Below are 24,784 nucleotides of genomic sequence, written 5' to 3'. Positions count from 1 at the left end.
TCCGGGCCCGTTTCACAGGTGGAACCCGATTCGCTACAAAGGAATGACCCGATGCACACCCGCACCCGTCGTACCTCGCTGTCGCTGCTGTCCTTCGCACTGGCGCTCTCCCTCGCACCGCTGGCCCAGGCTGCCGACGCACAGGCACCGGCTGGCCCGAAGGCCCTGCCCGGTTCGCTGATGCTGATCCCCGCGCCCGCCAAGGTCGATCGCATCGACAGCGCCGGGTACACCGTGACCGCCGCCACGCCGGTCCGTGCACAGGGCCAGGCCGCCCAGCGCGTCGCCACGCAGTTCGCCACCCTGCTGCGCGACAGCGGCGGCCCGGCGGTAACGGTCAGCGAAGGACGCGGCAAGGACGGCATCCGCTTCGTGCTCGATGCGACGCTCAAGACCGGTACCGAGGGCTACCAGCTGCGTTCGGACGCGCGTGGCGCGACCGTGCAGGCCGCCACCGAAGCCGGCCTGTTCTACGGTGCGGCCACGCTCTCGCAGCTGCTCACCGGCGGCAGCGATGGCAAACTCCCGGCGCTGCGTATCGACGATGCGCCCCGTTTCAGCTGGCGCGGCCTGATGCTCGATTCGGCCCGCCACTTCCAGAGCCTGGATGAGATCAAGCAGGTCCTCGATGCGATGGCCGAGCAGAAGCTCAACACCTTCCATTGGCATCTCACCGATGACCAGGGCTGGCGCATGGAGATCAAGCGCTACCCGAAACTGACCGGCATCGGCAGCTGCCGCATTCCGGCCGGCGATGGCGGCCGTGACCCGGTCACCGGCGCCGAGCGCCCGTACTGCGGCTTCTATACGCAGGACCAGATCCGTGAGGTGATCGCGTATGCCGCCGCGCGCCATATCCAGGTCATTCCTGAAATCGACGTGCCCGGCCACGCCACCGCAGCGATCGCGGCCTACCCGGAACTCGGCACGATCGACACCCCACTCAAGCCGCTGAGCGAATGGGGCGTTTTCCCGAACCTGTTCAACACCGACGACAGCACCCTCGAGTTCCTCGAGAAAGTGCTGGAAGAAGTCATCGCGTTGTTCCCGGCCACGTACGTGCACGTGGGTGGCGACGAAGCGGTCAAGGACCAGTGGGAGGCCTCCGCACGGGTGCAGGCACGCATGCGCGACGTGGGCGCCGGCGATGAGATGGAAATGCAGAGCCACATCATCAAGCGCCTGGAGACCTTCCTGGAACAACACGACCGGCGCCTGATCGGCTGGGATGAAATCCTCGAGGGCGGGCTGCCGCCGGAAGCCACGGTGATGTCCTGGCGCGGCACCGAGGGCGGCCTCAAGGCCGCCAGCGAGGGCCACGACGTGGTCATGTCGCCGGTGACCGACATGTACATGGACTACCTGCAGACCAACTCACCGAACGAACCGCCGGGCCGCCCGGCGACGATTCCGCTGGCACGTGTGTACGGCTTCGAGCCGGTGCCGGACGCGCTGGCCAAGGACAAGCAGCACCACATCCTCGGCCTGCAGGCCAACATGTTCACCGAGCACACGCGCAGCTACGCGCGTCTGCAGCACAACCTGTTCCCGCGCCTGGCCGCGGTGGCCGAGACCGGCTGGTCGCCGCGCGAGCGCCGCGACTATGCGGATTTCCTGGCGCGCCTGCCAGCGCAGCTGCAGCGTTACCATGCGATGGGCATCGCGTATGCGCAGACGCCGTTCCAGGTGGAGCTGGACAGCACGGACGACCGCGCCGCCGGCACCGCGACGCTGGCCCTGCGCACCGCGCTCGGCTACGACATCCATTACAGCGTGGATGGCAGCGCGGTCACCGCGCAGTCACCGCGCTACACCGCCCCGCTGCAGCAGCCGCTGCCGGTGGCGCTGCAGGCGGCCACGTTCTTCAACGGCCAGGCGTTGGCCAAGGCGGCCAGCCGCTTCGATGTCACCGCCGCGTCGCTGCTGTCGCGGACCGACGAACATCTCGCGCAGTGCCCGGGCGAAGGCCAGTTGCTGCTGCGCCTGGAAGACGACGGCCCGGCCGATGGCGAGCGCGCGATCTTCAACGTGGACATCTTCAACCCGTGCTGGTTGTGGAAAGACGCGGACGTGGAGGGCATCGCCAAACTGCGCGTGCGGGCCGGGCAGATCCCGTACTACTTCCAGCTGGCCCACGACGAGCCGAACCGCCGCTTCGCGCCCAAGCGCAGCGCACACGGGGAGATGGACATCCTCGGCGGGCAGTGCGATGGCAAACCGCTGGCCAGCGTCACGCTGCCGGCCGCGCCGGGCGCCGATGGCTTCATCACGCTGGAGGCGGCATTGCCGCGGTCGCTGAAGGGTACGCAGAACCTGTGCGTGCGCTTCACCGGCGATACCCGGCCGACGATGTGGGTGCTGGATGAGATGACGCTGTTGCCGCGGTAATCGGGGCACCGGGGTGCCGGCCAGCGGCCGGCACTACCGGTTGTGCGTCGCCGACGTCACACCCATCAACCGCGCAGGCGCACCAGCAGATCGCGCAACGGGGTGAATACGATCGCCATGCCGGCCAGTACGCCAACGCTGTTGGCCAGCGCATCCATGGGGTCGGCCATGCGGTTGACAGTCAAGGCGCCCTGCGCGAATTCGATGCCGATGCCCAGCGCGACCAGGCCGACCGCGGCCCAGACCAGCGCCGCACGCCGCTGGTAGATCTGCACGGCGGAGGCGGCCAGCAGGAAATAGGCGAGGAAATGCTCGACCTTGTCGCTGTTCTCCGGCAATGCGAGCGGCGGCGGCGGAATCAGGCAGACCACGATCGTGCCCAATACCGCCCCCCACCACAGCGCCAGCCAGAACCGCGGCCAGCGCAGCGGCTTCAACAGATCCGGGGCCGCCACGTTACAGCCGCCAGGTCAGATCGCCGAGTTCGAAGGCGGGTTCGAAATCGACATCACGCTGGAAGCCCATCACCTGGAAGCGCTCGCCCATCTCGGTCGGCAGGGTCAGCTTTTTCACCTGATCGCGCAGGCGCACGCGGCCGATCTCGTCGGTGCGCGCATCGGCTTTCTCCAGCAGGGTATCCAGCCCGTTCCCGAGCAGGAAACTGGCCTGCGTACAGTAACCGGCCAGTTCGAATCCGGCACCGGTGCCCGACTCGGCCAACGCGGTGAAATCCACCGAGGCAGTCAGGTCCTGCAGACCCGGCCAGCGGTACAGATCGTTGTGCACGTGATGGCGATAGAACGCGCGCACCGTGCCGTCGTCGCGGTCGTCCTGGTAATACTCGTTGCGCGGGTAGCCGTAATCGACGAACAGCATCGCGCCGCGCTTCAGGCCGCCGGCGATCGCCTGGATCCAGTACGGCAGCTGCGGCAGCAGTTCGGAACGGTAACCATCGGCGAAGGGCTTCTCGCGGTAGTGCTCGACATGCCGCACCGCTGCGGTGAGCATCGCATCGGCCGGCTGCGCGCCGCGCACGAAGGCGCCCTGTGCATCCAGCTCGACGGTTTCCTCGTACACCATGCCATCGCGCGCGAGGAAGCGCGGCGTCGGCAAGGCATCGATCACTTCATTGGCGAAGACCATGCCGTCCCAGTCGTCATCGAACGGGCCGTCCAGCCACTCCACCAGGGCGAACACGGGCGGGATCAGCGCCTTTTCCAGGCGCTCGCGCTGGCGCTCGCGCAGGTCCGCGCTGGGCTCCAGGATCGCGTAGCGCTCAGGCAGCGCGTCCAGTTCCAGCATGCGCTTGAGCAGCACTTCGGCGAACGCGCCGCTGCCGCCCCCCACTTCCATGAAACGCGCTTCCGGGCCGAGCTGCTGCATCACCGGGGCGATCGCATTGGCCAGCGTGGCGGCGAACAGCGCGCCGATTTCCGGCGAGGTGGTGAAATCGCCGGCGGCACCGAACTTGCTGGCACCGGCGCTGTAATAGCCCCAACCGGGGGTGTACAGGCTCAGCTCCATGAAACGGGAGAACGGCATCGCGCCGCCGTTGGCGAGGATTTCAGCACGCAGCGCCGCAGCCAGCTCGTCGCTGTGGGCCAGGGCGTCGGATTCGGGGGTGGGCAGTGGGGAATGCATGGCGCGGGCGATTGCGGTGACAATGCACAGCATAGCCTGAGCAGGGAGTACCCCCGATGACCGATACCGCGCCCGTGGCGCTGATCAGCGGCAGCGCGCGCCGGATCGGCGCGGCCATCGCCCGCCAGTTCCACGCCTGTGGCTGGTCGGTGGTGCTGCACGCCCACACCTCCACGACCGAGCTGCAGCAGATGGCCTTCGACATGGACATGCTGCGCCCGGGCAGCGTGCTGGCGCTGCAGGCGGATCTGCGCGATGCCGATGCCCTGCCCGATCTGATCGACCAGACCGTGGCCCAGTTCGGCCGTCTGGACAGCCTGGTCAACAATGCCTCCAACTTCTACCCCACCCTGCTCGGCCAGATCACCGCCGCGCAATGGGACGACCTGTTCGCGGTCAACGCCCGCGCGCCGCTGCTGCTGGCCCAGGCCGCCGCGCCGCACCTGCGCCGCCAGCAGGGCAGCATCGTCAACCTGACCGATCTGCACGGTACCCAGCCGATGCGTGACCACCCGGTGTACGCCGCCGCCAAGGCAGCCCTGGAAATGGTCACCCGCTCGCTGGCGCTGGAACTGGCGCCCAAGGTACGGGTCAACGCGGTCGCCCCTGGCGCCATCCTGTGGCCGGAACAGGGCAAGGACGATTTCGCCCAGCAGGCGCTGCTGGCGCGCACGCCGCTGGCCCGTACCGGCACGGTGGAGGAGATCGCCGAGGCGGTGTACTGGCTGGCCACCGAGGCCGCGTTCGTCACCGGGCACACGCTGCGCGTGGATGGTGGGCGGACGTTGTCGTAGGCGGCCACCGTTGGTGGTCGCATGCGGGCCCCGTACCGACCAACGGTCGGTACCTACCGCATCGATCAGACCGGCACCAGCTCCATCGTGTCGAACGGCTCGCCGAACTGCCGATGGGCCCGCCACAGCGCCTCCAGGGTCAGCCCGCTGACCGGGTCGCGGAAGTCCGGCGCGATGTCGGCCAGCGGCTTGAGCACGAAGGCGTGCTTGAGCTCCGGGCGCGGGATGCGCAGGTGGCCGGGGCCTTCCACGATCAGGTCGCCGTAGAACACCACATCGATATCCAGGGTGCGGTCGCTGAAGCGCGGGCCGCTGCGGTCGCGGCCGTGGGCATCCTCCAGCGCGTGCAGCCAGTCATCCAGCGTCTGCAGCGGCAGATCGGTCTCGATCGCCACGGCGTTGTTGAGGAAATCCGGGCCGTCGAAGCCGACCGCGGCAGTGCGGTAGGCCGGCGATACAGCGATCGCGCCAAAACGCGCGCGCAGCGCTTCCACCGCGGCGTGAAGGTGCTGTTGCGGCTGCAGGTTGCTGCCCAGGCTCAGGAGCGCAGTGGTCATGGTATTCAGCGTACGTGGGGCGATTCCACACGGGGGCAACATGCCCAGCGCATAGAATCGGGGTGCACATCATAGGACACCGACATGACCTATTGCGTCGGCATCGAGGTGGACGAAGGCCTGGTCTTCGCCGCCGACACCCGCACCAACGCGTCGCTGGACGACGTACGCGTGCACCGCAAGCTGCACGAGTTTGAGTTTCCCGGTGAAGCCGCCTTCGTCATCATGGCCGCGGGCAACCTGGCGACCACCCAGCTGCTGATCTCACGGCTGCGCCGCGATGTGGAGGAACAACGTCCGGAAAACCTGCGCGCCTACCGGCATCTGTTCGAGGTGGCCGAGTACGTGGGCCGGGTGCTGCTCGACAGCCAGGTCAAATCCAGCACGCATGAGGCGGGCCAGGACGGCATCGTGACCCAGGCCACGCTGATCCTGGGCGGCCAGATCGGCGGCGAGCATCCGGGGCTGTACATGATCTATCCGCTCGGCAATGCGATCGCGGCCTCGCCGGAGACCCCGTTCCTGCAGATCGGCGAGTCCAAGTACGGCAAGCCGATCCTGGACCGGATCCTGCGCCCGCAGACGCGGCTGGAAGACGCTGCGCGCACCGCCATCGTCTCGCTGGATTCGACCATCCGCTCCAACCTGTCGGTCGGGCTGCCGGTGGATCTGGTGCTGATCCGCAAGGATGACCTGCGCATCACCCAGCGCATGCGCCTGGCCGGCGACAGCCCGCTCTACGCGGAAATCCACGGCAACTGGTCCTTCAAGCTCGAACAGGCCGTGGCCAGCCTCCCCCGGTTTCCCTGGGAGGCCTGATCAGGCGGTTTCCAGCGCCTCGGCGACCGAACGGAACACCTGCTGCATTTCCAGCGGCTTGCGCAGCACGTGCACATTGATGCCCGGCGGGAACACCGCCAGCGGCACCGTCACCTCGGCTTCTTCCAGCACCAGCGCCGGGCCGCGGTAGCCCAGCGTGGCCATCTCGCCCAGCAGGTGGCTGGCCGAGAGCAGCTTGGAGCCGGCATCGGCGATCACCAGGGCCGGCATGCTCTCCTGCTGCATCCAGCGCAGCGCGGCCGCACCATCGGAGGCCAGCTGCAGGTGATAGCCCTGGCTGGACAACGCATTGCCCAGCAGCGACAGCCGCGTCGCCTCACCATCCACGACCAGGATGGACTGGCCGGTACCGGCGGCGATCGGCCCATCGACCGCAGCGGCGGTGTCGGCGATCTCGCGCATCGGCAGCAGCAGATCGAAGCGGGTGCCGACACCCGGCTGGCTGTCGACGTGGATGCTGCCGTGTGCGCCTTCAATGATGCGCTTGCACGAAATCAGGCCCAGACCGGTGCCGGTGGCCTTGGTGGTGAAGAAGGGATTGAACAGATGCGACAGCGTGTCGGCATCCATGCCGATGCCTTCATCGGTCACCGAGATCCGCAACCAGTCCTCGCCATGCGTATCGGCGGCGGATGCCGCGCGCAGGGTCAACCGGCCGCCGTCCGGCATGGCCTGGATGGCATTCAACGCGAGGTTGAGCAGGACCTGCTGCAGCTCGGTGTAGTTGGCATCCACCGCCAGGCCATCGGCCACCTCCAGGTGCAGGGTGACCTTGGCCGGCAGGTTGCTGCGCAGGAGCAGCTCGACCCCTTCGAACAGGTGGACCAGGCAGATGTGCTCGCTGCTGTTGCGCGAACCGCGCACGAAGGACAGCATCGATTCGGCCATCTCATGCCCGCGCCGGCCGCACTCGGCGATGATGTCGGCCAGATGGTGCAGCTGCGGATCGTCGGTCCGCGCCTTCATCAGGTCCGGCATGATCAGCAGCGGCTGCAGGATGTTGCGCAGGTCGTGGCTCAGGCCGGCCGCCAGCAGCGACAGGCTTTCCAGACGCTGCGCGCGCATCAGCTCGGCTTCCACCCGCTGGCGGTCGATCGCGCTGCGCGCTTCGCGCACGGCACGCGCCACCGCCGAGGGCAGACGCGCCGGCTGGTGCTTGATGATGTAATCGTTGGCGCCCTGGTGCAGGGCGGCCACCGCGTTTTCCTCACCCATCGTGCCGGACACGAAGATGAAGGGCACCTCGGGCAACGCGGCGCGCACGATCTGCAGCGCTTCATTGCCGGAGAAGCCGGGCATGCTCAGGTCGGACAGCACGATATCCGGCGCGGCGCGCTCGAGCGCCTCACGCAGTTCCTGCGCGCTCTCGACCCGCTCGAAGCTCGCCTCCAGGCCAGCGTCGAGCATCTGCTCGCACATCAGTTCGGCGTCTTCCGGCGAATCCTCGATCAGCAGGATCCGCAGCGCACCCAGGGCGGGGCCGGTCAGCGGCATGGGCTTACTCGATCTCCGGTGCCTGGTTGATCAAGCCCCAGAACTTGCCCAGGGTCTGCACGGCGCCGAAGAACTGGTCCACGTCCACCGGCTTGACCACGTAGGCGTTCACGCCCATGTCCCAGCTGCGCGCCAGATCGCTTTCCTCGCGCGAGGACGACAGGATCACCACCGGCAGCCGCTTGAGCTCCTCGGTGTTGCGGATTTCCTTGAGCACTTCCAGCCCATCCATGCGCGGCATCTTGATATCCAGCAGCAGCACGGCCGGCAGGCCTTCATCGCGGTTGGCGAAGGCGCCACGGCGCAGCAGGTAATCCATCGTTTCCACGCCGTCTTCGACGTGCACGATCGGGTTGGCCAGGCGGGCCTCCTTCAATGCGTCGATGGCCATCTCGGCGTCGGCGGGGCTGTCCTCGGCAAGGAGGATGGTACGGAGAGCGGTCATGCGGCGGAGCCCTTGTTGATTGCGTCGAGCGCGGGTGGAAGAACGAAGTGGAACGTGGCGCCCTGATCGACCGCCGACTCGGCCCAGATACGGCCCCCGTGGCGGGTCAACACCCGGCGGACACTGGCCAGGCCGATGCCCGTGCCGGGGTAGTCACTGGCCTTGTGCAGCCGTTGGAACACCCCGAACAGCTTGCCGGCGTAAGCCATGTCGAACCCGGCGCCGTTGTCGCGCACGGTGAACAGATGGCTGCCGTCCGGCTGCAGTTTGTAGTCGACCTCGATCCGGGCCGGCTCGCGGTTGGAAGAATACTTGATCGCGTTGCCGAGCAGATTCAGCCAGACCTGCCGCATCATGTTTTCATCGGAAACAATGATCGGCAGCGGCGCGATCTTCCAGTCGATATGGTGCGGCACCCCGCTGCTCTCCGACTCGCTCTGCTGGTTGGCATCGAGCATGGCGCGGGTGTCGGCCACCAGCGACTGCATGTCCACGGCCTGCAGCCGCATCGCCGCCCGGCCCAGGCGCGAATAGACCAGCAGGTCGTCGATCAACGCGGCCATGCGTTTGGCCGAATTGGAAATCACGCCAAGGTAATGGAGCGACTTCTCGTCCGCGCCCTCGCCCAGGTGGCGGGTCAGCTTGTCCGAGAAGCCGGCCACGTGGCGCAGCGGCGCGCGCAGATCGTGCGAGACGGAGTAGCTGAATGCTTCCAGTTCGCGGTTGACCTCGGAGACCTGCTCTACTTTCCCTTCCAGCTGGCGATTGAGCTCTTCCACCCGCAGCTGCACGGCGCGCTGGACGGTGACATCGCTGACCGTCATCAGCACCACTTCGTCGTCCTTGTCGGGCAACGGCATGCGGCGCGCGTTGATGAGCATGATGCGCACCACGTCATCGGCGGTGCGCTGTTCGTGCTCGTAGTCCCACAGCTCGCGGCCGCGCAGCAGCACATCGGTCAGACGCTGGCGGACCACCGCATCGGCCCAGGCACCGTCGCCGATGCTGTCCAGCGGCAGCCCCTCGGGCGATGTCTCCTCGTCCAGCCCATACAGTTCGGCGAACGCGGGGTTGTGCATCTGTACCCGCAAGCTGCGGTCGAGCAGCACGATCGGTTCGCGCACGGTATGCAGCACCGAGGCCGCGCGCTCGGCCGCGCGCAGCGAGGCACGTTCGGCGGAGAGGCGGTGGCGGATCTGCCGCTGCAACAGCCACAGCACCAGGCTGAGCAACAGCAACTGCACCACCAGCGCCGACCAGGAGACGAACTCGCCCTGCCGCTGCTGTGCGGCAAACAGCGTTGAGCGCTGCTTGAGCAGCTGTTCCTCGGTGGCCTGGAGTTCTTCCACCAGGCTGCGGATCGGGTAGCGCGTGGTCAGGTCGGCCACCAGCTGGCGCTGATCGGCATCGGGCGAGGAACGGGCCAACTGCTTGGCCAGTTCCATCCGGCGCTCGAGCATGGACTGGATGCGACCGATCCGGACCAGCTGATCGGGATTGTCGCGGGTCAGTTCCGCCAACCGCGCCAGCCGCCCCGGAATGTCGTCGGCCTGGGCCAACCGCTCACGCAGGCCGGGGGCATCGATGCCCTTGGACATCGTCAACGCCGCGGATTCCACATCGCGGACATCGGCCTGCAGCTGGTAGACCGCCACCCCGACATCCTGGGTATGGGTGACCCAGTTCATCGCATCGATGTTGTCATTGGCCAGCTTGCGCAGGGTGAGCCACGGCACCACGATGATGGCTACCGCCGCCAGGGCCAAGGCCGGCAGACGCCAGCGGTCCCAGATTTGATCACTGAACACCAGCGCCATAGTCCCTCTTCAGCTCGATGCCATCGACGACCCGGCCCAGGCGGCAGCGCCGGCCCGCGCAGCCCCATCGGCAATGGCGAAGCGGTGAATATACTCCACCCCTTTGTGAATACGGGGCAGGCGGCCTGCAAAAAAAAGAGCGCGCCCGAAGGCGCGCCCTGTTCAGCGATGCAGCGGTGGGGCTCAGCGTGCGGCGGTCGCAGCCACCTTCAGGTTGGCAGCATCGACGCGCTTGACGCCCTTGATCTGCTGGGTCACGCGCACCGCCTTGTCATGTTCGGCCTGGCTGGCCACGGTCCCGGTCAGGGTGACGACGCCATTGACGGTCTCCACCTTCACTTCGGTACCCGGGACGTTCTTGCTGGTCAGCAGGTCGGTCTTGACCTTGGTGGTGATCCAGCTGTCGGTAACCGGCTCGGCCGAGTCGTGCTTGTCGGCGTGGGTCATCGCGGCATGATCGGTCTTCGGCGGATCCTTGGCCATGGCAGTCGAGGTGCCCAGCACCATGCCCAGGGCCAGCGAAGCAGCAAGCAGATTACGGGTCGTGTTGGTCATGTTCGAATTCCTTTGCGGATGTGCAGCCAGTGTCCGTGCACGGCCGTGGACAGGACGTGGGCGCCGCATAACGTTGCCGTGAACCACTCAGGTTGGCGCCGGATCGTTCAGATTTCCGCCCCGCGCGCGCAGCCGTTACGCTGTCCTGCCCCGTTATGTTGGAGCGCACCATGGCCGCCACACTTCAGGTCGCCTTGATCGGCTACGGGCTGGCCGGCAGCGTGTTCCATGCGCCGTTGATCCTGCATACGCCAGGGCTTGCACTGCACAGCATCGTCAGCTCGCAACGTGATCGCCTGCTGCGCAGCTTCACCGATGTGCGCATCTGCGATGACCCGCAGGCGGTGTTCGATGACCCGGCGGTGGACGCGGTGGTGATCGCCACGCCCAACGATGCGCATGCACCGCTGGCGCGCGCGGCACTGGCGGCGGGCAAACATGTGCTGGTCGACAAACCCTTCGCGCTGTCCGTGGCGGAAGCCGAATCGGTGGTGCAGGCCGCGCACGACGCGGAGCGTGTGGTCACGGTGTTCCAGAACCGCCGCCACGATGCCGACTTCCTCACGCTCAAGCAGGTGATCGACAGCGGCAGTATCGGCCACGTCGCCGAATGCCATTCCCACTTCGACCGCTTCCGCCCGCAGGTGCGCGAGCGCTGGCGCGAAAGCGATGCGCCCGGCAGCGGGCTGTGGATGGATCTGGGGCCGCACCTGCTGGACCAGATGCTGCAGCTGTTCGGCTGGCCCGGCGCGATCAGTGTGGACCTGATGGCGCAGCGCGAACACGCGCTCGGCAACGACTACTTCCATGCGGTGCTGCATTACCCCCGGCATCGCGCGATCCTGCATGCCGGCTCGCTGGTGGCCGCCTCCGGTCCGCGCTTCATCGTGCATGGCGATGCCGGCAGCTATCTGAAGGACGGGCTGGACGTGCAGGAGGATCAGCTGCGGCGAGGCATTGCCCCGGGCGCCCCGGGCTGGGGACTGGACCCGCAGCACGGTCATCTGGTGCGGATCGATGCCGACGGGCACACCCGGCGCAGCACCGTGGACAACATGCCCGGCGATTACCGGGCGTTCTATGCGGCCTTCCGCGATGCAATGCTGGGCGTGGGCGAAGCGCCGGTCAGCACGGCGCAGGCGCTGCAGCTGATGCGCCTGCTGGATGCGGGCGCAGAGAGTGCACGCAGCGGGCGGCGGGTGACCCTTTGAATCGGTCACGCCAGCCCACGTAGCTCCACGCCATGCAGGAATGCGGGCCGGACGATGGGGTTCGGCCGGCCCGCATCGATCCGTGTTACGTGGTCTTGATCGCGTGACCGCCGAACTCGTTGCGCATCGCCGCCAGCAGACGGTCGCTGAAGGAATTCTTCTCGCGCGAGCGCAATCGTTCGAGCAGTGACAGCGTGATCACCGGGGCCGGCACATCCAGATCGATCGCCTCGGCGACGGTCCAACGGCCTTCGCCGGAGTCTTCGACGTACGGCGCGATGCCATCCAGCTGCGGGTTGCGGCCCAGTGCATCGGCACTGAGATCGAGCAGCCACGAACGCACCACGCTGCCGTGCTGCCAGGCCTTGGCCACCTGCGCCAGATCGAGGTTGAACCCGGTCTTGTGCTGCATCAGCGCGAAGCCTTCCGCGTAGGCCTGCATCATCCCGTACTCGATGCCGTTGTGGACCATCTTGCAGAAGTGCCCTGCCCCGCTCGGCCCCACATGCGCCCAGCCACGGTCCTCGCCCGGCGCCAGGGTGCGGAAGATCGCCCCGATCCGTTCGACCGCCGCCGTGTCACCGCCGATCATCAGGCTGTAGCCCTCCTGCAGGCCCCACACGCCGCCGCTGGTGCCACAATCGATGTAGGTCACGTCTTCGCCCTGCAGCTGTTCGCTGCGGCGCATGGAGTCCTTGTAGTACGAGTTGCCGCCGTCGATCACCACATCGCCCTCGGACAGATGCGGCGAGAGTGATGCCAGGGTCTGGTCGACCACGCCGGCCGGCACCATCAGCCACACCACGCGCGGGACCGGCAGCGCGGCGAGCGTCTCGGCGATCGAGGCACTGACCTCGAACCCACGCGCGGCCGCCGCGCTGCGGGCGGCCTCACCCGGATCGACGCCGATCACGTGGTGGCCGCCACGGTGCAGCCGCTCGGCCATGTTCGCGCCCATGCGGCCCAGCCCGATCATTGCAATATCCATGTATCACCTTTGCTCTGTTGTCGTGTTGTCTTGCGGGAACGCTGACGGCGGGGAATCGCACTGGCGAAGGCGTGCGTCGATCCAGCGCCGATACAGCGTGGTATGCAGGTTGTGCAGCCCCAGTTCGATCGCGAATGGTGTACGCGGATTGCGATCGAGCAGGCGTGCGATGTGGTACCCGATAGGACGTATACCCCGAGGATGCACGTAAATCAGGAACCCCTGGTAGAACGGATCGTCCAGCAAGGCATCCAGTTCCTTCAGCAGCGGTTGCTGCTCGGCCGGTACCTCGCGCCGCCAGATCGGATCACGCTCGATCAGCAGCCGCTCGAACCGGCGCGGCCCCGGGCCCGGCATGCGCTGGGCCAGCGCCCAGATGCGCCGGTTGATCTGGTCGTAGTAGGCAAAGCCCTCGTGCTCGCGCAGCGCGCGTGCCGCCGCATCGCTGACATCGACCACCACGAAGTTCTCGGCCTGGTTGTTGATGTCGTCCAGGTACTTCCGCTCGAACACGTGCTCGATGAAACCGGGCGTGCCGACGAAGGCCTGCCGCCCGCGCAGGGCGGTCTGCTTCGCCTTGCCATCGGCCAGGAACTCACCGGCGTGCCGGCCGAGCAGGATGCTGTCGGTCTCGTGCAGGGTCAGGAAGGTGCCGATGGAGAGCTCATCGGCCGAGAACTCGCGATCGAACGCGGCATCGCCGTACAGCTCGCGCTGGGTCGCCAACTGCGCGACCTGGCGGCCGACCCCGCATTCGGCCCGTACGCGGCCCTCGTAGAAGGTCTGCAGTGCCGCGCTGTTGGCCTCGGCCGGCTGATAGCCGCGACCGAAGCTGCGGAAGCGCTCCCAGCCCTTGGCCTGCGCGCCGCCTGCACCGAAACCGATCCAGCCCAGCTGCAGTGCCGAGAAGCGGAAGCCATCGTTGTCCTGCAGCGCGGTCGTCGCGCGGCGCGTGGCGGCGCCAAGCTGGAAGGCATACGCGCAGACCGTGGCCGGGTTATCGAACAATGTGGGCAGCCAGGCCTGCCGCTGCGCCGCCGACCACTGGCGCGGCAGCTGCACACGCAGGTCGCCGGCGCTCTGGGCCTGGCGCAGATCGGCACGTTCGCAGACCGGACCACCGTGCACGACCGGCGCGGCGATATCAGCGGCGTCGACCTGCCAGCCGAGATCCTCGAGCACGCCCTGCGCGCAGGAGGCGGCGCTCCACGCGCTGGTCGCCGGGATCAGCCCCAGCAGCGCGGCGAGCGCACAGCGATGCCAGCGCCGCGATCCTGCTGCCATGACCTGCCCCACCCCCGCCCGATCAGCGCAGCGATGCCGGGGTATCGCTCACCACCTCGGCAGGCGCCGACTCGACGGCCGTGGCAGGCGCCGCTGCCGGTGCTGCGGCCGCCGGCGGCGTCGGCTCGGGCACGGCCGCGGCCGGCAGGTACTGCTGCAGGCGCTCGAAGAAGCGGCGGTAGAAGGTGGCGTCCTGCACGGTGCTGCTGGCCACTTTCACCAGGGAGTCGTCGTTGCTGCCGAACGGCAGCGACACCGAGCCCAGTGCGCCCACGCCGACGCTGGCCGAGGTCGGGCTCTTCTTGAGTGCGTAGCGGTCCTGCACCGCACTGACGAACACCAGCGCCTGGTCGCCGCGCGGCGCACAGGAGATGCGCAGCACCAGTTGCTCGTGTTCTTCGTCCTTGGGCTGGAAGTTCTTGTTGCCCTCCACGGCGTCATCCCCGGCGCGGGCGATCGCATAGCCCTGGCTGAGCAGGGTGCGGCGCGCGGCCTCGCAGGCCTGGGCCGGCGGGCCGGGCACGGTGCGCGAATAGGCATCGCCGGAGTCGAAGGACTCGCGGATCAGCGTACTGTCAGCGGCGCGGCCGCCACAGGCGGTCAAGGCGGCGACCGCCGCCAGCAGCGGGATCGAACGTACACGACGAAAGCGCATGGCCGCTCCTGCGGAAATCCAGCCTGCAAGGATAGACCTGCGCACGTTGGCAGGAGGTGGAAATGCACAGGCCGCCCCGAAGGGCGGCCTGTGGAGTTGTCACCGGTTCAGCTGGGCTGCCGCGGCGGTCAGTCCGCCCAGCGGCCGACACCGGTCGACTGCGGCAGCACCTGGGCCGACAGCGGGCGGTCGGCCTCCAGCAGGTTGACCGCATCGGCCAGGATCGCGGCCGACTCGCGCAGCAGCGGATCCGGACGCTTTTCGGCCGCCTTCTCACGCGCGGCATCCTTGACGATATCGCGCTCGTTGCCGGTCAGGCCGTCGTCATTGCTGTCATCGGCCAACGGATCCAGATCCAGACCCAGTTCCTTGCGGATGGCCTGGCGGTCGGTGCGTTGCTTGTCCTGCTTCTCACGCTCGGCGCGGCGCTCGGCCTCGTTGAGCGAGATGTACTTCTTGGCCTTCTCGGCGCGGAACTGCTCGACATCCTCGTTCCACCACTGGAACTCCTTGTCGGCAGCGATGCGCGTGTCGTGGCGGCTCTCCAGCTTGGGCAGCAGCGGGCCGAAGTTGCCGTACTGGGTGTGCGGCACGGCGGCGATACGGGTCCACGGCAGAGCGTTGTCGTAGGTGCTTTCGCCGTACTCGCTGGCGTCCACACTGGCCGGGAAGGCCAGATCCGGCACCACGCCCTTGTGCTGGGTGCTGCTGCCGCTGACGCGGAAGAACTGGGCGATGGTCAGCTTGACCTGGCCGAAGCGCTGGGTCTCGCCACTGGGCCAACGGTCGAGGTCGACGATGTTCTGCACGGTGCCCTTGCCGAAGGTGGTCTCACCGATCACCAGGCCACGGCCGTAATCCTGGATGGCGCCGGCGAAAATCTCCGACGCCGACGCCGAGCCACGGTTGATCAGCACCGCCAGCGGGCCGTCCCAGGCCACCACTTCGCTGCGGTCGCTGTTGACGGTGACACGGCCACCGGACTCGCGCACCTGGACCACCGGGCCCTGTTCGATGAACAGACCGGTCAGTTCAATGGCTTCATCCAGCGAACCACCGCCGTTGTTGCGCAGGTCCAGCACGACGCCATCCAGCTTGTCGGCCTTGAAACCGGCCAGCAGCTTGGCCACGTCGCGGGTCGCCGAGGCGTAGTCTGCCGCGTTGCGACGGCGACCTTCGAAATCCTGGTAGAAGGTCGGCAGCTTGATCACGCCGACCTTGCGCTCCGGCTCCCCATCCTTGGCCGGGATGGTCAGCGTTTCGCCCTTGGCAGCCTGTTCGGCCAGACGCACCTTCTGACGGGTCAGCACCAGCGTGTGGTGCTTGCCGTCAGCACCTTCTTCGGCGGGAATGAACTCCAGCCGGACCTGGGTATCGCTCTTGCCGCGGATCTTGGCCACCACATCATCGATGCGCCAGCCGATCACGTCTTCCAGCGGACCGGACTTGCCCTGGCCCACGCCGACGATGCGGTCGCCCGGCTTGAGCGTGCCGTTGACCGCGGCCGGACCACCGGCGATGACCTCGCGGATCACCACCATGTCGTCCTGGCGCTGCAGCTGCGCGCCGATGCCTTCCAGCGACAGCGACATCGCCTGGTTGAAATTCTCGGCGGTGCGCGGGGTGAAGTAATCGGTGTGCGGATCCACGGCGCTGGTGTAGGCGTTGAGGAAGAACTGGAACACGTCCTCGCCCTTGAGCTCATTGACCGACTTTTCCAGCGTGGCGTAGCGCTTGTCCAGCGTCTTGCGGATCTCGGCAGGCTGCTTGCCGGCCAGCTTCAGGCGCAGCCAATCGTTCTTGACCGACTTGCGCCACAGATCGTCCAGTTCGGCGCTGCTCGCGGCCCACGGCACGTCCTTGCGGTCGTACTCGAACTTTTCATCGGTGCTGAAATCGAAATCGGTCTTGAGCAGCTTGCGCGCGTAGCCGACACGCTCGCCCACGCGCTGCTTGTAGACCGCGAACACCTGGAACGCCGGTTCCAGCTCGCCGCCGCGGATGGCGGTGGCGATGTTCGCCTCGAACGGCGCGAAGCGGGTGATGTCGGCCTGGGTGAAGAACTGCTTACTGCTGTCGAGCGACTCCAGATAGCGCTTGAAGACGTCCTTGGAGGTCGCCGCATCCAATGCGCGCGGCCGGTAGGCGTAACGGCTGTCCGAAAGCAGTCCGTAGACGAGCTTGGAGGTGGTCACCTGATCGGCCGTGGCAGCCGAAGGCAGCGCGGGCGAATCGGCGTAGGCGGCCAGTGCCATCGGCGCGGTAAGCGCCAGGGCCATCAGGAATGCGGGGGCTTTGAATTTCATGGACTAGCTCGTGGCACCTTGCCAAGGGAGAGACTGCGTGCATTACAGACACCACGACAGTGCCGAAAGTTGCCGCGTTTGTCACCGGGGCCTTCAGCCTACCGAGGCCGTTGGAGAAATTTGTGAATACCGGCGGGATCGGCAGGCAGGCACAGGCCTGCAGCCATCCGCGGTTCAGGGCCGCGGCCGGGGAAAGACGAGTGGGGATTGGCAGAACGGGCCCCGAAGGGCCCGCGGGATCAACCGGCGACGCCGGCGTCGGCCGCCTGGCGGTCGGCATGGTAGGACGAACGCACCATCGGCCCGGAAGCGACGTGGCTGAAGCCCAGCGCATTGCCGTACTCCTCCAGCGCCTTGTACTCCTCGGGGGTCCAGTAACGCAGCACCGGGTGGTGATGCGCGGTCGGCTGCAGGTACTGGCCGATCGTGATCATGTCCACGTCGTGCTCGCGCAGGTCGCGCAGCGTGGCCTGCACCTGCTCCAGGGTCTCGCCGAGGCCGAGCATGATGCCGGACTTGGTGGCGATCTCCGGGTGCTGGGCCTTGAACTTCTTGAGCAGGGTCAGCGACCACTGGTAATCCGCGCCCGGGCGCACGTTGCGGTACAGGTCCGGCACGGTTTCGATGTTGTGGTTGAACACATCCGGCGGGTTGGTCGCCAGGATCTCCAGCGCGCGCTCCATGCGGCCCTTGCCACGGAAATCCGGGGTCAGCACTTCGATCTTGGTCTTGGGCGACCTGGCACGGATGGCACCGATGCAGTCGGCGAAGTGCTGGGCACCGCCGTCGCGCAGGTCATCGCGATCGACGCTGGTCACCACCACATACTTCAGGCCCATGTCGGCCACGGTCTGGGACAGGCTGGCCGGTTCATTGGCGTCCGGCGGCTTGGGCCGGCCGTGGGCGACGTCGCAGAACGAGCAACGACGGGTGCAGACCTCGCCGAGGATCATGAAAGTCGCGGTGCCGTGGCTGAAGCACTCGTGGATGTTGGGGCAGCTGGCTTCCTCGCAGACCGTGACCAGGCGGTTCTCACGCAGCTTGGCCTTGAGGTTCTGCACGGCGTTGCCGGAGGGAATCCGCACGCGGATCCACGACGGCTTGCGCAGCACCGGCACGTCGGCGAACTGCACCGGCGAGCGGCCGATCTTGTCACCGCCGATCTGTTTGACGCCCGTCTGCAACGGGGCGGCGGACGGCGTGTCGCCCTGCACAATCTGCAGGGGAATGAGGCGAGCGGTGGTTTCAGTCATGGCCTTGGTCGGCGGCGTTCACGCCGCGTCAGTCAAATCGGGTAGTTCAGCGGCCGGCTCGAGGTCCAGGCCGAACTGGCGGGCCAGATGGCCCAGCAGCACCGGCGTGACGGCCGCCATGCCGGACGGTCCCCCCAAGTCTACCACCGAGGTCACCTGCAGCCCTTGATAGCCACAGGGGTTGATCCGGCGGAACGGTTCCAGGTCCATGGCCACATTGAAGGACAGGCCATGGAAAGTGCAGCCACGGCGGACGCGGATGCCGAGCGCGGCCACCTTGGCCCCGCCCACGTAGACCCCGGGCGCGCCATCCAGGCGCTCGGCGCCGATGTTCCAGTCGCCCAGGGTGTCAATGATGGCCTGTTCGATCCGGCACACGTAGTCGCGCACGCCGATGCCCAGTCGCCGCAGCTGCAGCAGCGGGTAGATCACCAGCTGGCCGGGGCCGTGGTAGGTCACCTGGCCGCCACGGTCGACATGCAGAACGGGAATATCGCCCGGGGCGAGCACGTGCTCGTCCTTGCCGGCCTGGCCCAGGGTGAACACCGGGTCGTGCTCGACCACCCACAGTTCATCGCGGGTGGCATCGGTGCGGGCATCGGTGAAACGCTGCATGGCGTGCCAGACCGGGGCATAGGGCTGGCGGCCGAGGTCACGCACGAGGGCCGGTTGCGGCGCCCGGTCGCCCGGGGCCGCGGCAGTGGCGCAGCTGGCTACAGCGTCCACTTCACTTCCGGGTGGTCGCGCAGCGCGTTGTGGGCGGCATCGTACTGTTCGCGGTTGTCGGCCTTGAACACCAGTCGCACGGACACGTACTTGCCGTTGGACGAGTGTTTCCAGCTGACCCGTTCGGTCAGTACTTCCAGGCCGGCGAGCTCGAGCAGGCGCGGCAGTTCGCGTTCCAGGTCATTGCCGGCCGCGCCCATGGCGCTGAGTTCGAACTGGCCGGGGAACTGGAAGCCGTGGTCGGGGTTGTCAGACTTGATCTCCATGCCCCGGATTATGGGGATGCCCGCGCCCGAACCCAAGCACTGCTTGATCGTGCGCACAGCGGTACCGAACGGCACTTGAAAACGCCTGTATCGCCACTGATACGCAGCAGTGCGTGCGCAGCGCTGTTCACAGGATCACGCTCTGACTACGCTGTACCAGCTTAAGAAAGAATAAATCCCTGTCTGGTATCCCATGTCCTTGAAGCCCTTCGCGCTGCCGGCCGCGCTTGCCGGTGTCCTCGCCCTGGCGGCGCCTGCCGCCCAGGCTGCCTCCCAATGCGGGCCCGATGCGATGCGCGAGCATCCGCCGCAGGTCAATTTCCGCGTTGACAACGATCTGTTCGGCGGCAAGGACCAGGATCAGGGCTATACCAACGGGGCCCAGATCACCTTCGTGTCGCCGAATCTGGTGGATTACACCGACGACCCGTGCCTGCCGCGCCTGGCGCGCTGGGTCAACAGCCACCTGGAGCGGCTGCACCCGGGCGAGTTCGAACAGCAGAACATGATCTTCAGCCTGGCCCAGGGAATTTTCACCCCGACCGATTTCACCCGGAAGGACCTGATCGAAGATGACCGCCCGTATGCGGGCGTGCTGATCGGCAGCTTCGGGTACAACGCGCGCCGCGGCGACCGGCTGCAGACAACGCAGCTGGCGTTGGGCGTGGTCGGGCCCTGGGCGCAGGGCGAAGAAGTGCAGAACGCGGTGCACGAGCTGCTGGGCGATGAGAAGTTCCAGGGCTGGGACAACCAGCTGCACAACGAGCCGGTGTTCATGCTGACCCACGAGCGGATGCGCCGGTGGCCGGCCGATGCCACGGAGAACCTGGGCGGCTGGGGCTGGGATGCGATCAGCCATTACGGTGGCGCGGTGGGCAACCTGGCCACGCACCTCAATGCCGGTGGCGAAGTGCGCTTCGGCTGGAAGCTGCCGGACGATTTCGGCAGTACCCCCCTGCGCCCGGCCGGTGAGAACACGGCGCCGACGCGCGGTGGCAAGCCGAGCGGATGGTCGTGGCATCTGTTCGCCACGACCGATGCGGCGTGGGTGATCCGCGATATCACGCTGGACGGCAACACCTTCCGCAACAGCCACAGTGTCGACAAGCGGCATGTGGTCGGCCAGGCCGGGTACGGGCTGGCGGTGATGCGTGGGCGCTGGAAGTTCGCGCTGGCGCGCTACCACAGCACGCGCGAGTTCGATGGGCAGCGCGAGGCGCCGGTGTTTGGCAGCTTCACGATCAGCCGGTCGCTGTAAGTGCGAGGAGCCGGCCAGCGGCCGGCACTACCCGGATCCGCACCGGTTCACCTGGTAGCTGCCGACCGTTGGTCGGCACACCCCCACACGGCCCATCGCCCACCCAAAAAAAAGACCGGCATGCGCCGGTCTTTTTTCAGTGCGGTCGAACCGGATTACTCCGATTCCCACCACATCCAGAAGCTGTCCCACAGACGCTTGAAGAAGCCGGCTTCTTCCACGGCGGCCACGGCCACCAGCGGCGCCTGGGCGACGACCTGGTTGTCCAGCATCACCTTCAGCGTGCCGACCTGCTGGCCAGCGGTGAACGGGGCCTCGAGGGTCTTGGGAACATCGATGCTCGGCTTGAGATCGTTGTAGCGGCCGCGCGGGACGCTGACCAGCATCGGCTGGGCCACGCCCAGCTGCAGCGTGGCGGTCTTGCCCTTCCACACCTTGTGCTCGGCCACGACCTTGCCCGGCTCGTACATGCGGTGGGTTTCGAAGAAGCGGAAGCCCCAGTTGAGCAGCGCCAGGCTGTCATCGGCGCGCTGCTTTTCCGAACCGCCACCGAGGACCACCGCCACCAGACGCTGGTCGCCGCGCTGGGCCGAACTCATCAGGCAGTAGCCGGCTTCGGAGGTATGGCCGGTCTTGATGCCGTCCACGCTCTGGTCGCGCCACAGCAGCAGGTTGCGGTTGGGCTGGGTGATGTTGCCCACGGTGAATTCCTTCACCTTGTTGTAGGCGTAGGTCTCCGGGTAGTCACGCACCATCGCGCGGCCCAGCAGCGCCAGGTCATAGGCGGTGGTGTGGTGGCCCGGGGCGCTCAGACCATGGGCGTTGACGAAGTGGGAGTCCTTCATGCCGATCTTGGCGGCGTAGCTGTTCATCAGCGAGGCGAAGGCTTCTTCGCTGCCGGCGACGTGCTCGGCCAGGGCGATCGCGGCATCGTTGCCGGACTGGATCGCCATGCCCTTTTCCATGTCTTCCAGGCGCGCGGTCTGGTTGACCGGGAAGCCGCTGTAGCTGCCGTCGGTACCGGCGCCGCCCTCGCGCCAGGCGCGCTCGCTCATCATCACCTGGTCGTCGGTACGGACCTTGCCGTTCTTGACCTCGGCGGCCACGACATACGAGGTCATCACCTTGGTGATGCTGGCCGGGGCCAGTTGTTCGTGCACGTTTTCACCGGCCAGGACCTGCCCGGTGGCGTAATCCATCAGGATCCAGGCCTTGGAGACGCTGGGCTTCGGGGCCGGCGGCGTGGCCACGGTGGCCGGTGCGGCGGCGGCGGGAGCAGGCGCCGGTGCCGGGGTCGGCAAGGGGGTCTGGGCGGAAACCATGCCCACGAACAGGGTCGTGGCCATGGCAGCGGCGGCAAAGCGGAATTTCATCGGACAGCAAGCTCCTGGAGGGCGCCAAGGGGGGGATGAGGGATAACGGGCATTGTAGGCCCAAGGAGCGGCGGCACGCGCTGGCGTGCCGCGGGCAGCGGAAGGCTCAGTCCTTCACGATCTGCGGCGCCCCGAAGCCCAGACCGGCAATCCGGCCGGCAAGTTCCGAGGCACTGGCATGGTCGGGGGCCGGCACGCGCAGGCGCCACAGGGTGCGCCCGCCACTGACGATGTCACTGATGCTGGCCCCGGCGATCCCCGCCGAGGACAACTGGCCGAGCGCACGGGTGGCGTTGTCGCGGCTGGCAAAGCTGGCGACCTGCAGCAGCACGCTGCCGAGCACCTGCTGGGAGAGCGTCGCGCTGGGCGCCGGTGCCGGGCGCGCCGCAGGTGCGGCGGCGGGCAACGCGGCTACCGCGACCGGGGCGCTGTTGACGCTGGCGGCCTGGGTGGTGGCGGGCTTGCCGGTCGCCACGCGCACGCCGTTGTCGCGCATCCAGTGATCGAAGTTGTCGGCGTTGCCCGGCTTGGCCGAGTCGGCCACGCGGTAGCGGTACTGCTCGCCGGCCGGCTTGGCGGCGGCTGCCGTGGTCGTGGCGGCCGGCAGCTTGCCGACCAGGGCATCCATGTCGCTGGCGCGGCGTGCCGCGGCAGCGCTGGCCGTGGTGGCGGCCGCCGCAGCGGCGGCAACCTCGCGGCGCTCGCGACGGCTGGGCTTGTCGGCCAGCAGGTTGTCATCCCCCGGGGCCAGCGCGCGTACTTCCACGTTGCCGGTGCCGCGCTGGGTGATGCCCAGGCGCACCGCGGCGGCATAACTGAGGTCGACCACGCGGCCATCGTGGAACGGGCCACGATCGTTGACCCGCACGATCACCGATTCGCCGTTGTCCAGGTTGGTGACGCGGGCGAAGCTCGGCAACGGCAGCGTCTTGTGCGCGGCGGTGAAGGCGTACATGTCGTACACCTCGCGGTTGGAGGTCAGGCGGCCATGGAACTTGGCGCCGTAATACGAGGCCGTGCCCTTCTCGGCATAGCCGCGGGTCTTGTCCATCACCTGGTACTGCTTGCCCAGCACCACGTACGGCGATTTGTTGCCGATCGCCGAGCGCGGCAGATCGACCACTTCCGGCTCCGGGATGCAGGCCACGTTGGGGATGTAGGTGGGGGTGCTGTCATTCACGCCGGGCTTGTACAGGCCGCCGGCGCGGTAGTCACCGCGCGTGCTCGGATCTTCCGCCGCCGCCTTGTAGGGCGACCCGTCAGGACAATGCGCCGGGCGTCCGCGCTTGCCCTGCACCACCGCGCCGGACGGTTTGCTGCTGCCGGCAGTGCTGCCACCCGGTTTTTTCGGCGCACTGCTGCAGGCGGCCAGTGCCAGTATCAACAGACCCGGGATCAGCCATCTGGAGCGTGCGATCGTGTTCATGCCGGCGGCAACTCCTGTCCGGCGATGGCCTGGGACAACTGGTACACGGCCATCGCGTACATTTTCGAGAGGTTGTAGCGGGTAATGGCGTAGTAATTCTGGAAGCCCAGCCAGTACTGCTTGCCGGTGCTGCCTTCCAGCGTGATCGGGGTGGCGGTCAGGCCGGCCGCGACCGGGACGCTGGGCTGGTAACCGCGCTGGGCCAACTGGGACAAGGTCCAGGTCGGTGCCCATTCGGTCGGATTGAATTCTTCGCGACCGGCCTGCAGCGTGGCCGGCACGGCGACCGGGCCACCGCGCACCCAACCGCCCTTCTTGACGAAGTAATTGGCGATCGACGAGAAGACGTCATCGTAGCTGTTGAACAGATCGCGACGGCCATCGCCGTTGCCATCCACCGCATAGTCGAGATAGCTGGACGGCATGAACTGGCCCATGCCCATCGCGCCGGCGTAGCTGCCCTTGATCGCGGTGATGTCGAGCTTCTCGTCGCGGGTCAGCGCGAACAGGCGCGCCAACTCGTCGCGGAAGAACAGCTCGCGGCGCACTTCGCGCTCCAGCTTGGCCGGATCGCCGCTGCGCGGGTATTTGAAGGCCAGCGTGTACAGCGCATCGAGCACGCGGTAACTACCGGTGTTGCCGCCGTAGCTGGTTTCCACGCCGATGATCGCCACGATCACTTCGGCCGGCACGCCGGTGCGCTGCTGCACGCGCATCAGCTCCTCGCGGTGCTGGGCGAGGAATTTCTTTCCCCCCTCGATCCGCGCCTGGCTGATGAACATCGGCCGGTATTCGTTCCACGGTTTGACCCGCTCGGCCGGGCGCGACATCGCGGCGATGATCGGATCACGGATCTGCGCCTGGGCCAGGGTTGCCTGGATCTGCGCGGCGGGAATCCCGTAGCGGGCGGCGGTGTCACGCACGAAGTTGGCGCGGGCCACCTCGAAGGGCACCGGGGTCAGATCGACCGGGGCGGCATTGGCACCGGCGGCTTCGGGGGCGGCTTCGGCGGGCCCCTTGTTGCCGGCAGCCGGCGTGACCGGGACACCCGAGGCCTGCGGCGTCGGTGAAGGAGTCTGCGGCTGGGTCGCACAAGCGACCAAACCGAGCGTGAGCATGCAGGCCAGGGAGCGTCGAATCATCGCGGCAGGTTAGCAGGTCATGGATGAATTAAAACCCCTAAGACCATGAATCTCAACGGATTGCCTGAGTTTCTTTGCGGCCGTTAAGCCCGTGTGTAGACAGGCCCTGCCTCCCCCGCCCATTCATAGTCTGACGAAGACGCCGTCGCCGTCTCGAACGCGCGGCAATGCGGCCAGGCGCATGTCCGGCTCACCGCAGCCGCCCGGCGAAGGGCCATCGAGCAACGCACGTCTCACTTTTGAGAAAGATGCAGAAGGCACAAGAGGTTCGCCGGTTGCGTCCCCATCCCCGCAGACGCAACCGGCCAAACCGGACCCGATCGGCAGCGGCGCGGCGCGCATCTCCCCAGCGCGCGCCTCGCCCT

At 67.3% G+C, this 24,784-nt stretch carries 22 protein-coding genes; 5 read left to right on the top strand and 17 right to left on the bottom strand.

Annotated elements, in window-relative coordinates; genetic code table 11:
• Positions 1-51: 51 nt before the first annotated feature.
• On the top strand, positions 52-2,388 hold the full coding sequence (locus tag ABE472_RS16270) for a family 20 glycosylhydrolase (protein WP_346466632.1): 2,337 nt from the start codon (positions 52-54) through the stop codon (positions 2,386-2,388).
• A 65-nt stretch (positions 2,389-2,453) separates the two neighbouring features.
• On the opposite strand, the gene ABE472_RS16265 is transcribed toward ABE472_RS16270, so the two are convergent.
• Together ABE472_RS16265 and ABE472_RS16260 are read right to left on the bottom strand one after the other, a co-directional pair.
• Positions 2,454-2,843 (bottom strand): VanZ family protein, encoded by a 390-nt coding sequence (locus ABE472_RS16265; protein ID WP_313211610.1) that lies wholly within the window; start codon positions 2,841-2,843, stop codon positions 2,454-2,456.
• A gap of 1 nt (position 2,844) precedes the next feature.
• Positions 2,845-4,029, bottom strand: a complete 1,185-nt coding sequence (locus ABE472_RS16260; RefSeq protein WP_313211609.1) for a class I SAM-dependent methyltransferase — start codon at positions 4,027-4,029, stop codon at positions 2,845-2,847.
• A gap of 56 nt (positions 4,030-4,085) precedes the next feature.
• On the opposite strand from ABE472_RS16260, the gene ABE472_RS16255 reads away from it, so the two are divergent.
• Entirely contained in the window at positions 4,086-4,823 is a 738-nt protein-coding gene (locus tag ABE472_RS16255) for a pteridine reductase (RefSeq protein ID WP_346466631.1), read from the top strand.
• A gap of 65 nt (positions 4,824-4,888) precedes the next feature.
• On the opposite strand, the gene folK is transcribed toward ABE472_RS16255, so the two are convergent.
• Positions 4,889-5,380 carry a 2-amino-4-hydroxy-6-hydroxymethyldihydropteridine diphosphokinase gene (gene folK, locus ABE472_RS16250; RefSeq protein ID WP_313211607.1) on the bottom strand — a complete coding sequence of 164 codons (492 nt, stop codon included), beginning with the start codon at positions 5,378-5,380 and terminating at the stop codon, positions 4,889-4,891.
• A gap of 84 nt (positions 5,381-5,464) precedes the next feature.
• Here folK and ABE472_RS16245 point away from each other — a divergent pair, with 84 nt between their 5' ends.
• Positions 5,465-6,199, top strand: a complete 735-nt coding sequence (locus ABE472_RS16245; RefSeq protein WP_152152276.1) for a 20S proteasome subunit A/B — start codon at positions 5,465-5,467, stop codon at positions 6,197-6,199.
• On the opposite strand, the gene ABE472_RS16240 is transcribed toward ABE472_RS16245, so the two are convergent.
• The 4 genes from ABE472_RS16240 to ABE472_RS16225 form a co-directional block, all read right to left on the bottom strand.
• Complete coding sequence (locus ABE472_RS16240; RefSeq protein WP_313211606.1) at positions 6,200-7,714, bottom strand: ATP-binding protein; 1,515 nt, start codon at positions 7,712-7,714, stop codon at positions 6,200-6,202.
• A 4-nt stretch (positions 7,715-7,718) separates the two neighbouring features.
• The gene (locus ABE472_RS16235) at positions 7,719-8,159 is read right to left on the bottom strand and encodes a response regulator (protein WP_313211605.1); all 441 of its coding nucleotides are present in this window, start codon (positions 8,157-8,159) and stop codon (positions 7,719-7,721) included.
• Positions 8,156-9,976 carry an ATP-binding protein gene (locus ABE472_RS16230; RefSeq protein ID WP_346466630.1) on the bottom strand — a complete coding sequence of 607 codons (1,821 nt, stop codon included), beginning with the start codon at positions 9,974-9,976 and terminating at the stop codon, positions 8,156-8,158. The genes ABE472_RS16235 and ABE472_RS16230 overlap by 4 nt, the downstream gene beginning before the upstream one ends.
• Positions 9,977-10,159: 183 nt before the next feature.
• The gene (locus ABE472_RS16225) at positions 10,160-10,531 is read right to left on the bottom strand and encodes a BON domain-containing protein (RefSeq protein WP_313211603.1); all 372 of its coding nucleotides are present in this window, start codon (positions 10,529-10,531) and stop codon (positions 10,160-10,162) included.
• Between the two features lie 170 nt (positions 10,532-10,701).
• Between ABE472_RS16225 and ABE472_RS16220 the strand changes: the two genes are divergently transcribed.
• Positions 10,702-11,742 carry an oxidoreductase gene (locus ABE472_RS16220; RefSeq protein WP_313211601.1) on the top strand — a complete coding sequence of 347 codons (1,041 nt, stop codon included), beginning with the start codon at positions 10,702-10,704 and terminating at the stop codon, positions 11,740-11,742.
• A gap of 85 nt (positions 11,743-11,827) precedes the next feature.
• On the opposite strand, the gene gnd is transcribed toward ABE472_RS16220, so the two are convergent.
• From gnd to ABE472_RS16185, 7 genes are all read right to left on the bottom strand, one after another.
• Positions 11,828-12,730 carry a phosphogluconate dehydrogenase (NAD(+)-dependent, decarboxylating) gene (gnd, locus tag ABE472_RS16215; RefSeq protein ID WP_313211600.1) on the bottom strand — a complete coding sequence of 301 codons (903 nt, stop codon included), beginning with the start codon at positions 12,728-12,730 and terminating at the stop codon, positions 11,828-11,830.
• A gap of 3 nt (positions 12,731-12,733) precedes the next feature.
• Positions 12,734-14,014 (bottom strand): hypothetical protein, encoded by a 1,281-nt coding sequence (locus tag ABE472_RS16210; protein ID WP_346466629.1) that lies wholly within the window; start codon positions 14,012-14,014, stop codon positions 12,734-12,736.
• Between the two features lie 22 nt (positions 14,015-14,036).
• Positions 14,037-14,669 (bottom strand): DUF2242 domain-containing protein, encoded by a 633-nt coding sequence (locus tag ABE472_RS16205; protein WP_346466628.1) that lies wholly within the window; start codon positions 14,667-14,669, stop codon positions 14,037-14,039.
• A gap of 128 nt (positions 14,670-14,797) precedes the next feature.
• Positions 14,798-16,975 (bottom strand): carboxy terminal-processing peptidase, encoded by a 2,178-nt coding sequence (locus ABE472_RS16200; RefSeq protein WP_346466627.1) that lies wholly within the window; start codon positions 16,973-16,975, stop codon positions 14,798-14,800.
• 239 nt (positions 16,976-17,214) lie between these two features.
• Complete coding sequence (gene lipA / locus ABE472_RS16195; protein WP_346466626.1) at positions 17,215-18,228, bottom strand: lipoyl synthase; 1,014 nt, start codon at positions 18,226-18,228, stop codon at positions 17,215-17,217.
• A gap of 18 nt (positions 18,229-18,246) precedes the next feature.
• Positions 18,247-18,954, bottom strand: a complete 708-nt coding sequence (gene lipB / locus ABE472_RS16190) for a lipoyl(octanoyl) transferase LipB (RefSeq protein ID WP_313211595.1) — start codon at positions 18,952-18,954, stop codon at positions 18,247-18,249.
• The gene (locus ABE472_RS16185) at positions 18,942-19,220 is read right to left on the bottom strand and encodes a DUF493 family protein (RefSeq protein WP_121041243.1); all 279 of its coding nucleotides are present in this window, start codon (positions 19,218-19,220) and stop codon (positions 18,942-18,944) included. Before ABE472_RS16185 ends, lipB begins: the two co-directional genes overlap by 13 nt.
• A 193-nt stretch (positions 19,221-19,413) precedes the next feature.
• Here ABE472_RS16185 and ABE472_RS16180 point away from each other — a divergent pair, with 193 nt between their 5' ends.
• Complete coding sequence (locus ABE472_RS16180) at positions 19,414-20,478, top strand: lipid A deacylase LpxR family protein (RefSeq protein WP_176988173.1); 1,065 nt, start codon at positions 19,414-19,416, stop codon at positions 20,476-20,478.
• A 155-nt stretch (positions 20,479-20,633) separates the two neighbouring features.
• Here ABE472_RS16180 and ABE472_RS16175 read toward each other — a convergent pair whose 3' ends face one another.
• The 3 genes from ABE472_RS16175 to mltB form a co-directional block, all read right to left on the bottom strand.
• A complete protein-coding gene (locus ABE472_RS16175) occupies positions 20,634-21,851 on the bottom strand; it encodes a D-alanyl-D-alanine carboxypeptidase family protein (protein ID WP_152152282.1) in 1,218 nt (405 codons plus the stop codon).
• Between the two features lie 106 nt (positions 21,852-21,957).
• Entirely contained in the window at positions 21,958-23,277 is a 1,320-nt protein-coding gene (locus ABE472_RS16170; protein ID WP_346466625.1) for a septal ring lytic transglycosylase RlpA family protein, read from the bottom strand.
• Positions 23,274-24,419: a lytic murein transglycosylase B gene (gene mltB / locus ABE472_RS16165; protein ID WP_346463484.1), complete on the bottom strand. Its 1,146-nt coding sequence runs from the start codon at positions 24,417-24,419 to the stop codon at positions 23,274-23,276. The genes ABE472_RS16170 and mltB overlap by 4 nt, the downstream gene beginning before the upstream one ends.
• Positions 24,420-24,784: the final 365 nt, after the last annotated feature.

It is taken from the genome of Stenotrophomonas sp. TWI809 (genome assembly GCF_039673205.1).
Lineage (GTDB): Bacteria > Pseudomonadota > Gammaproteobacteria > Xanthomonadales > Xanthomonadaceae > Stenotrophomonas.
This window is presented reverse-complemented; position numbering and strand designations above follow the sequence as displayed.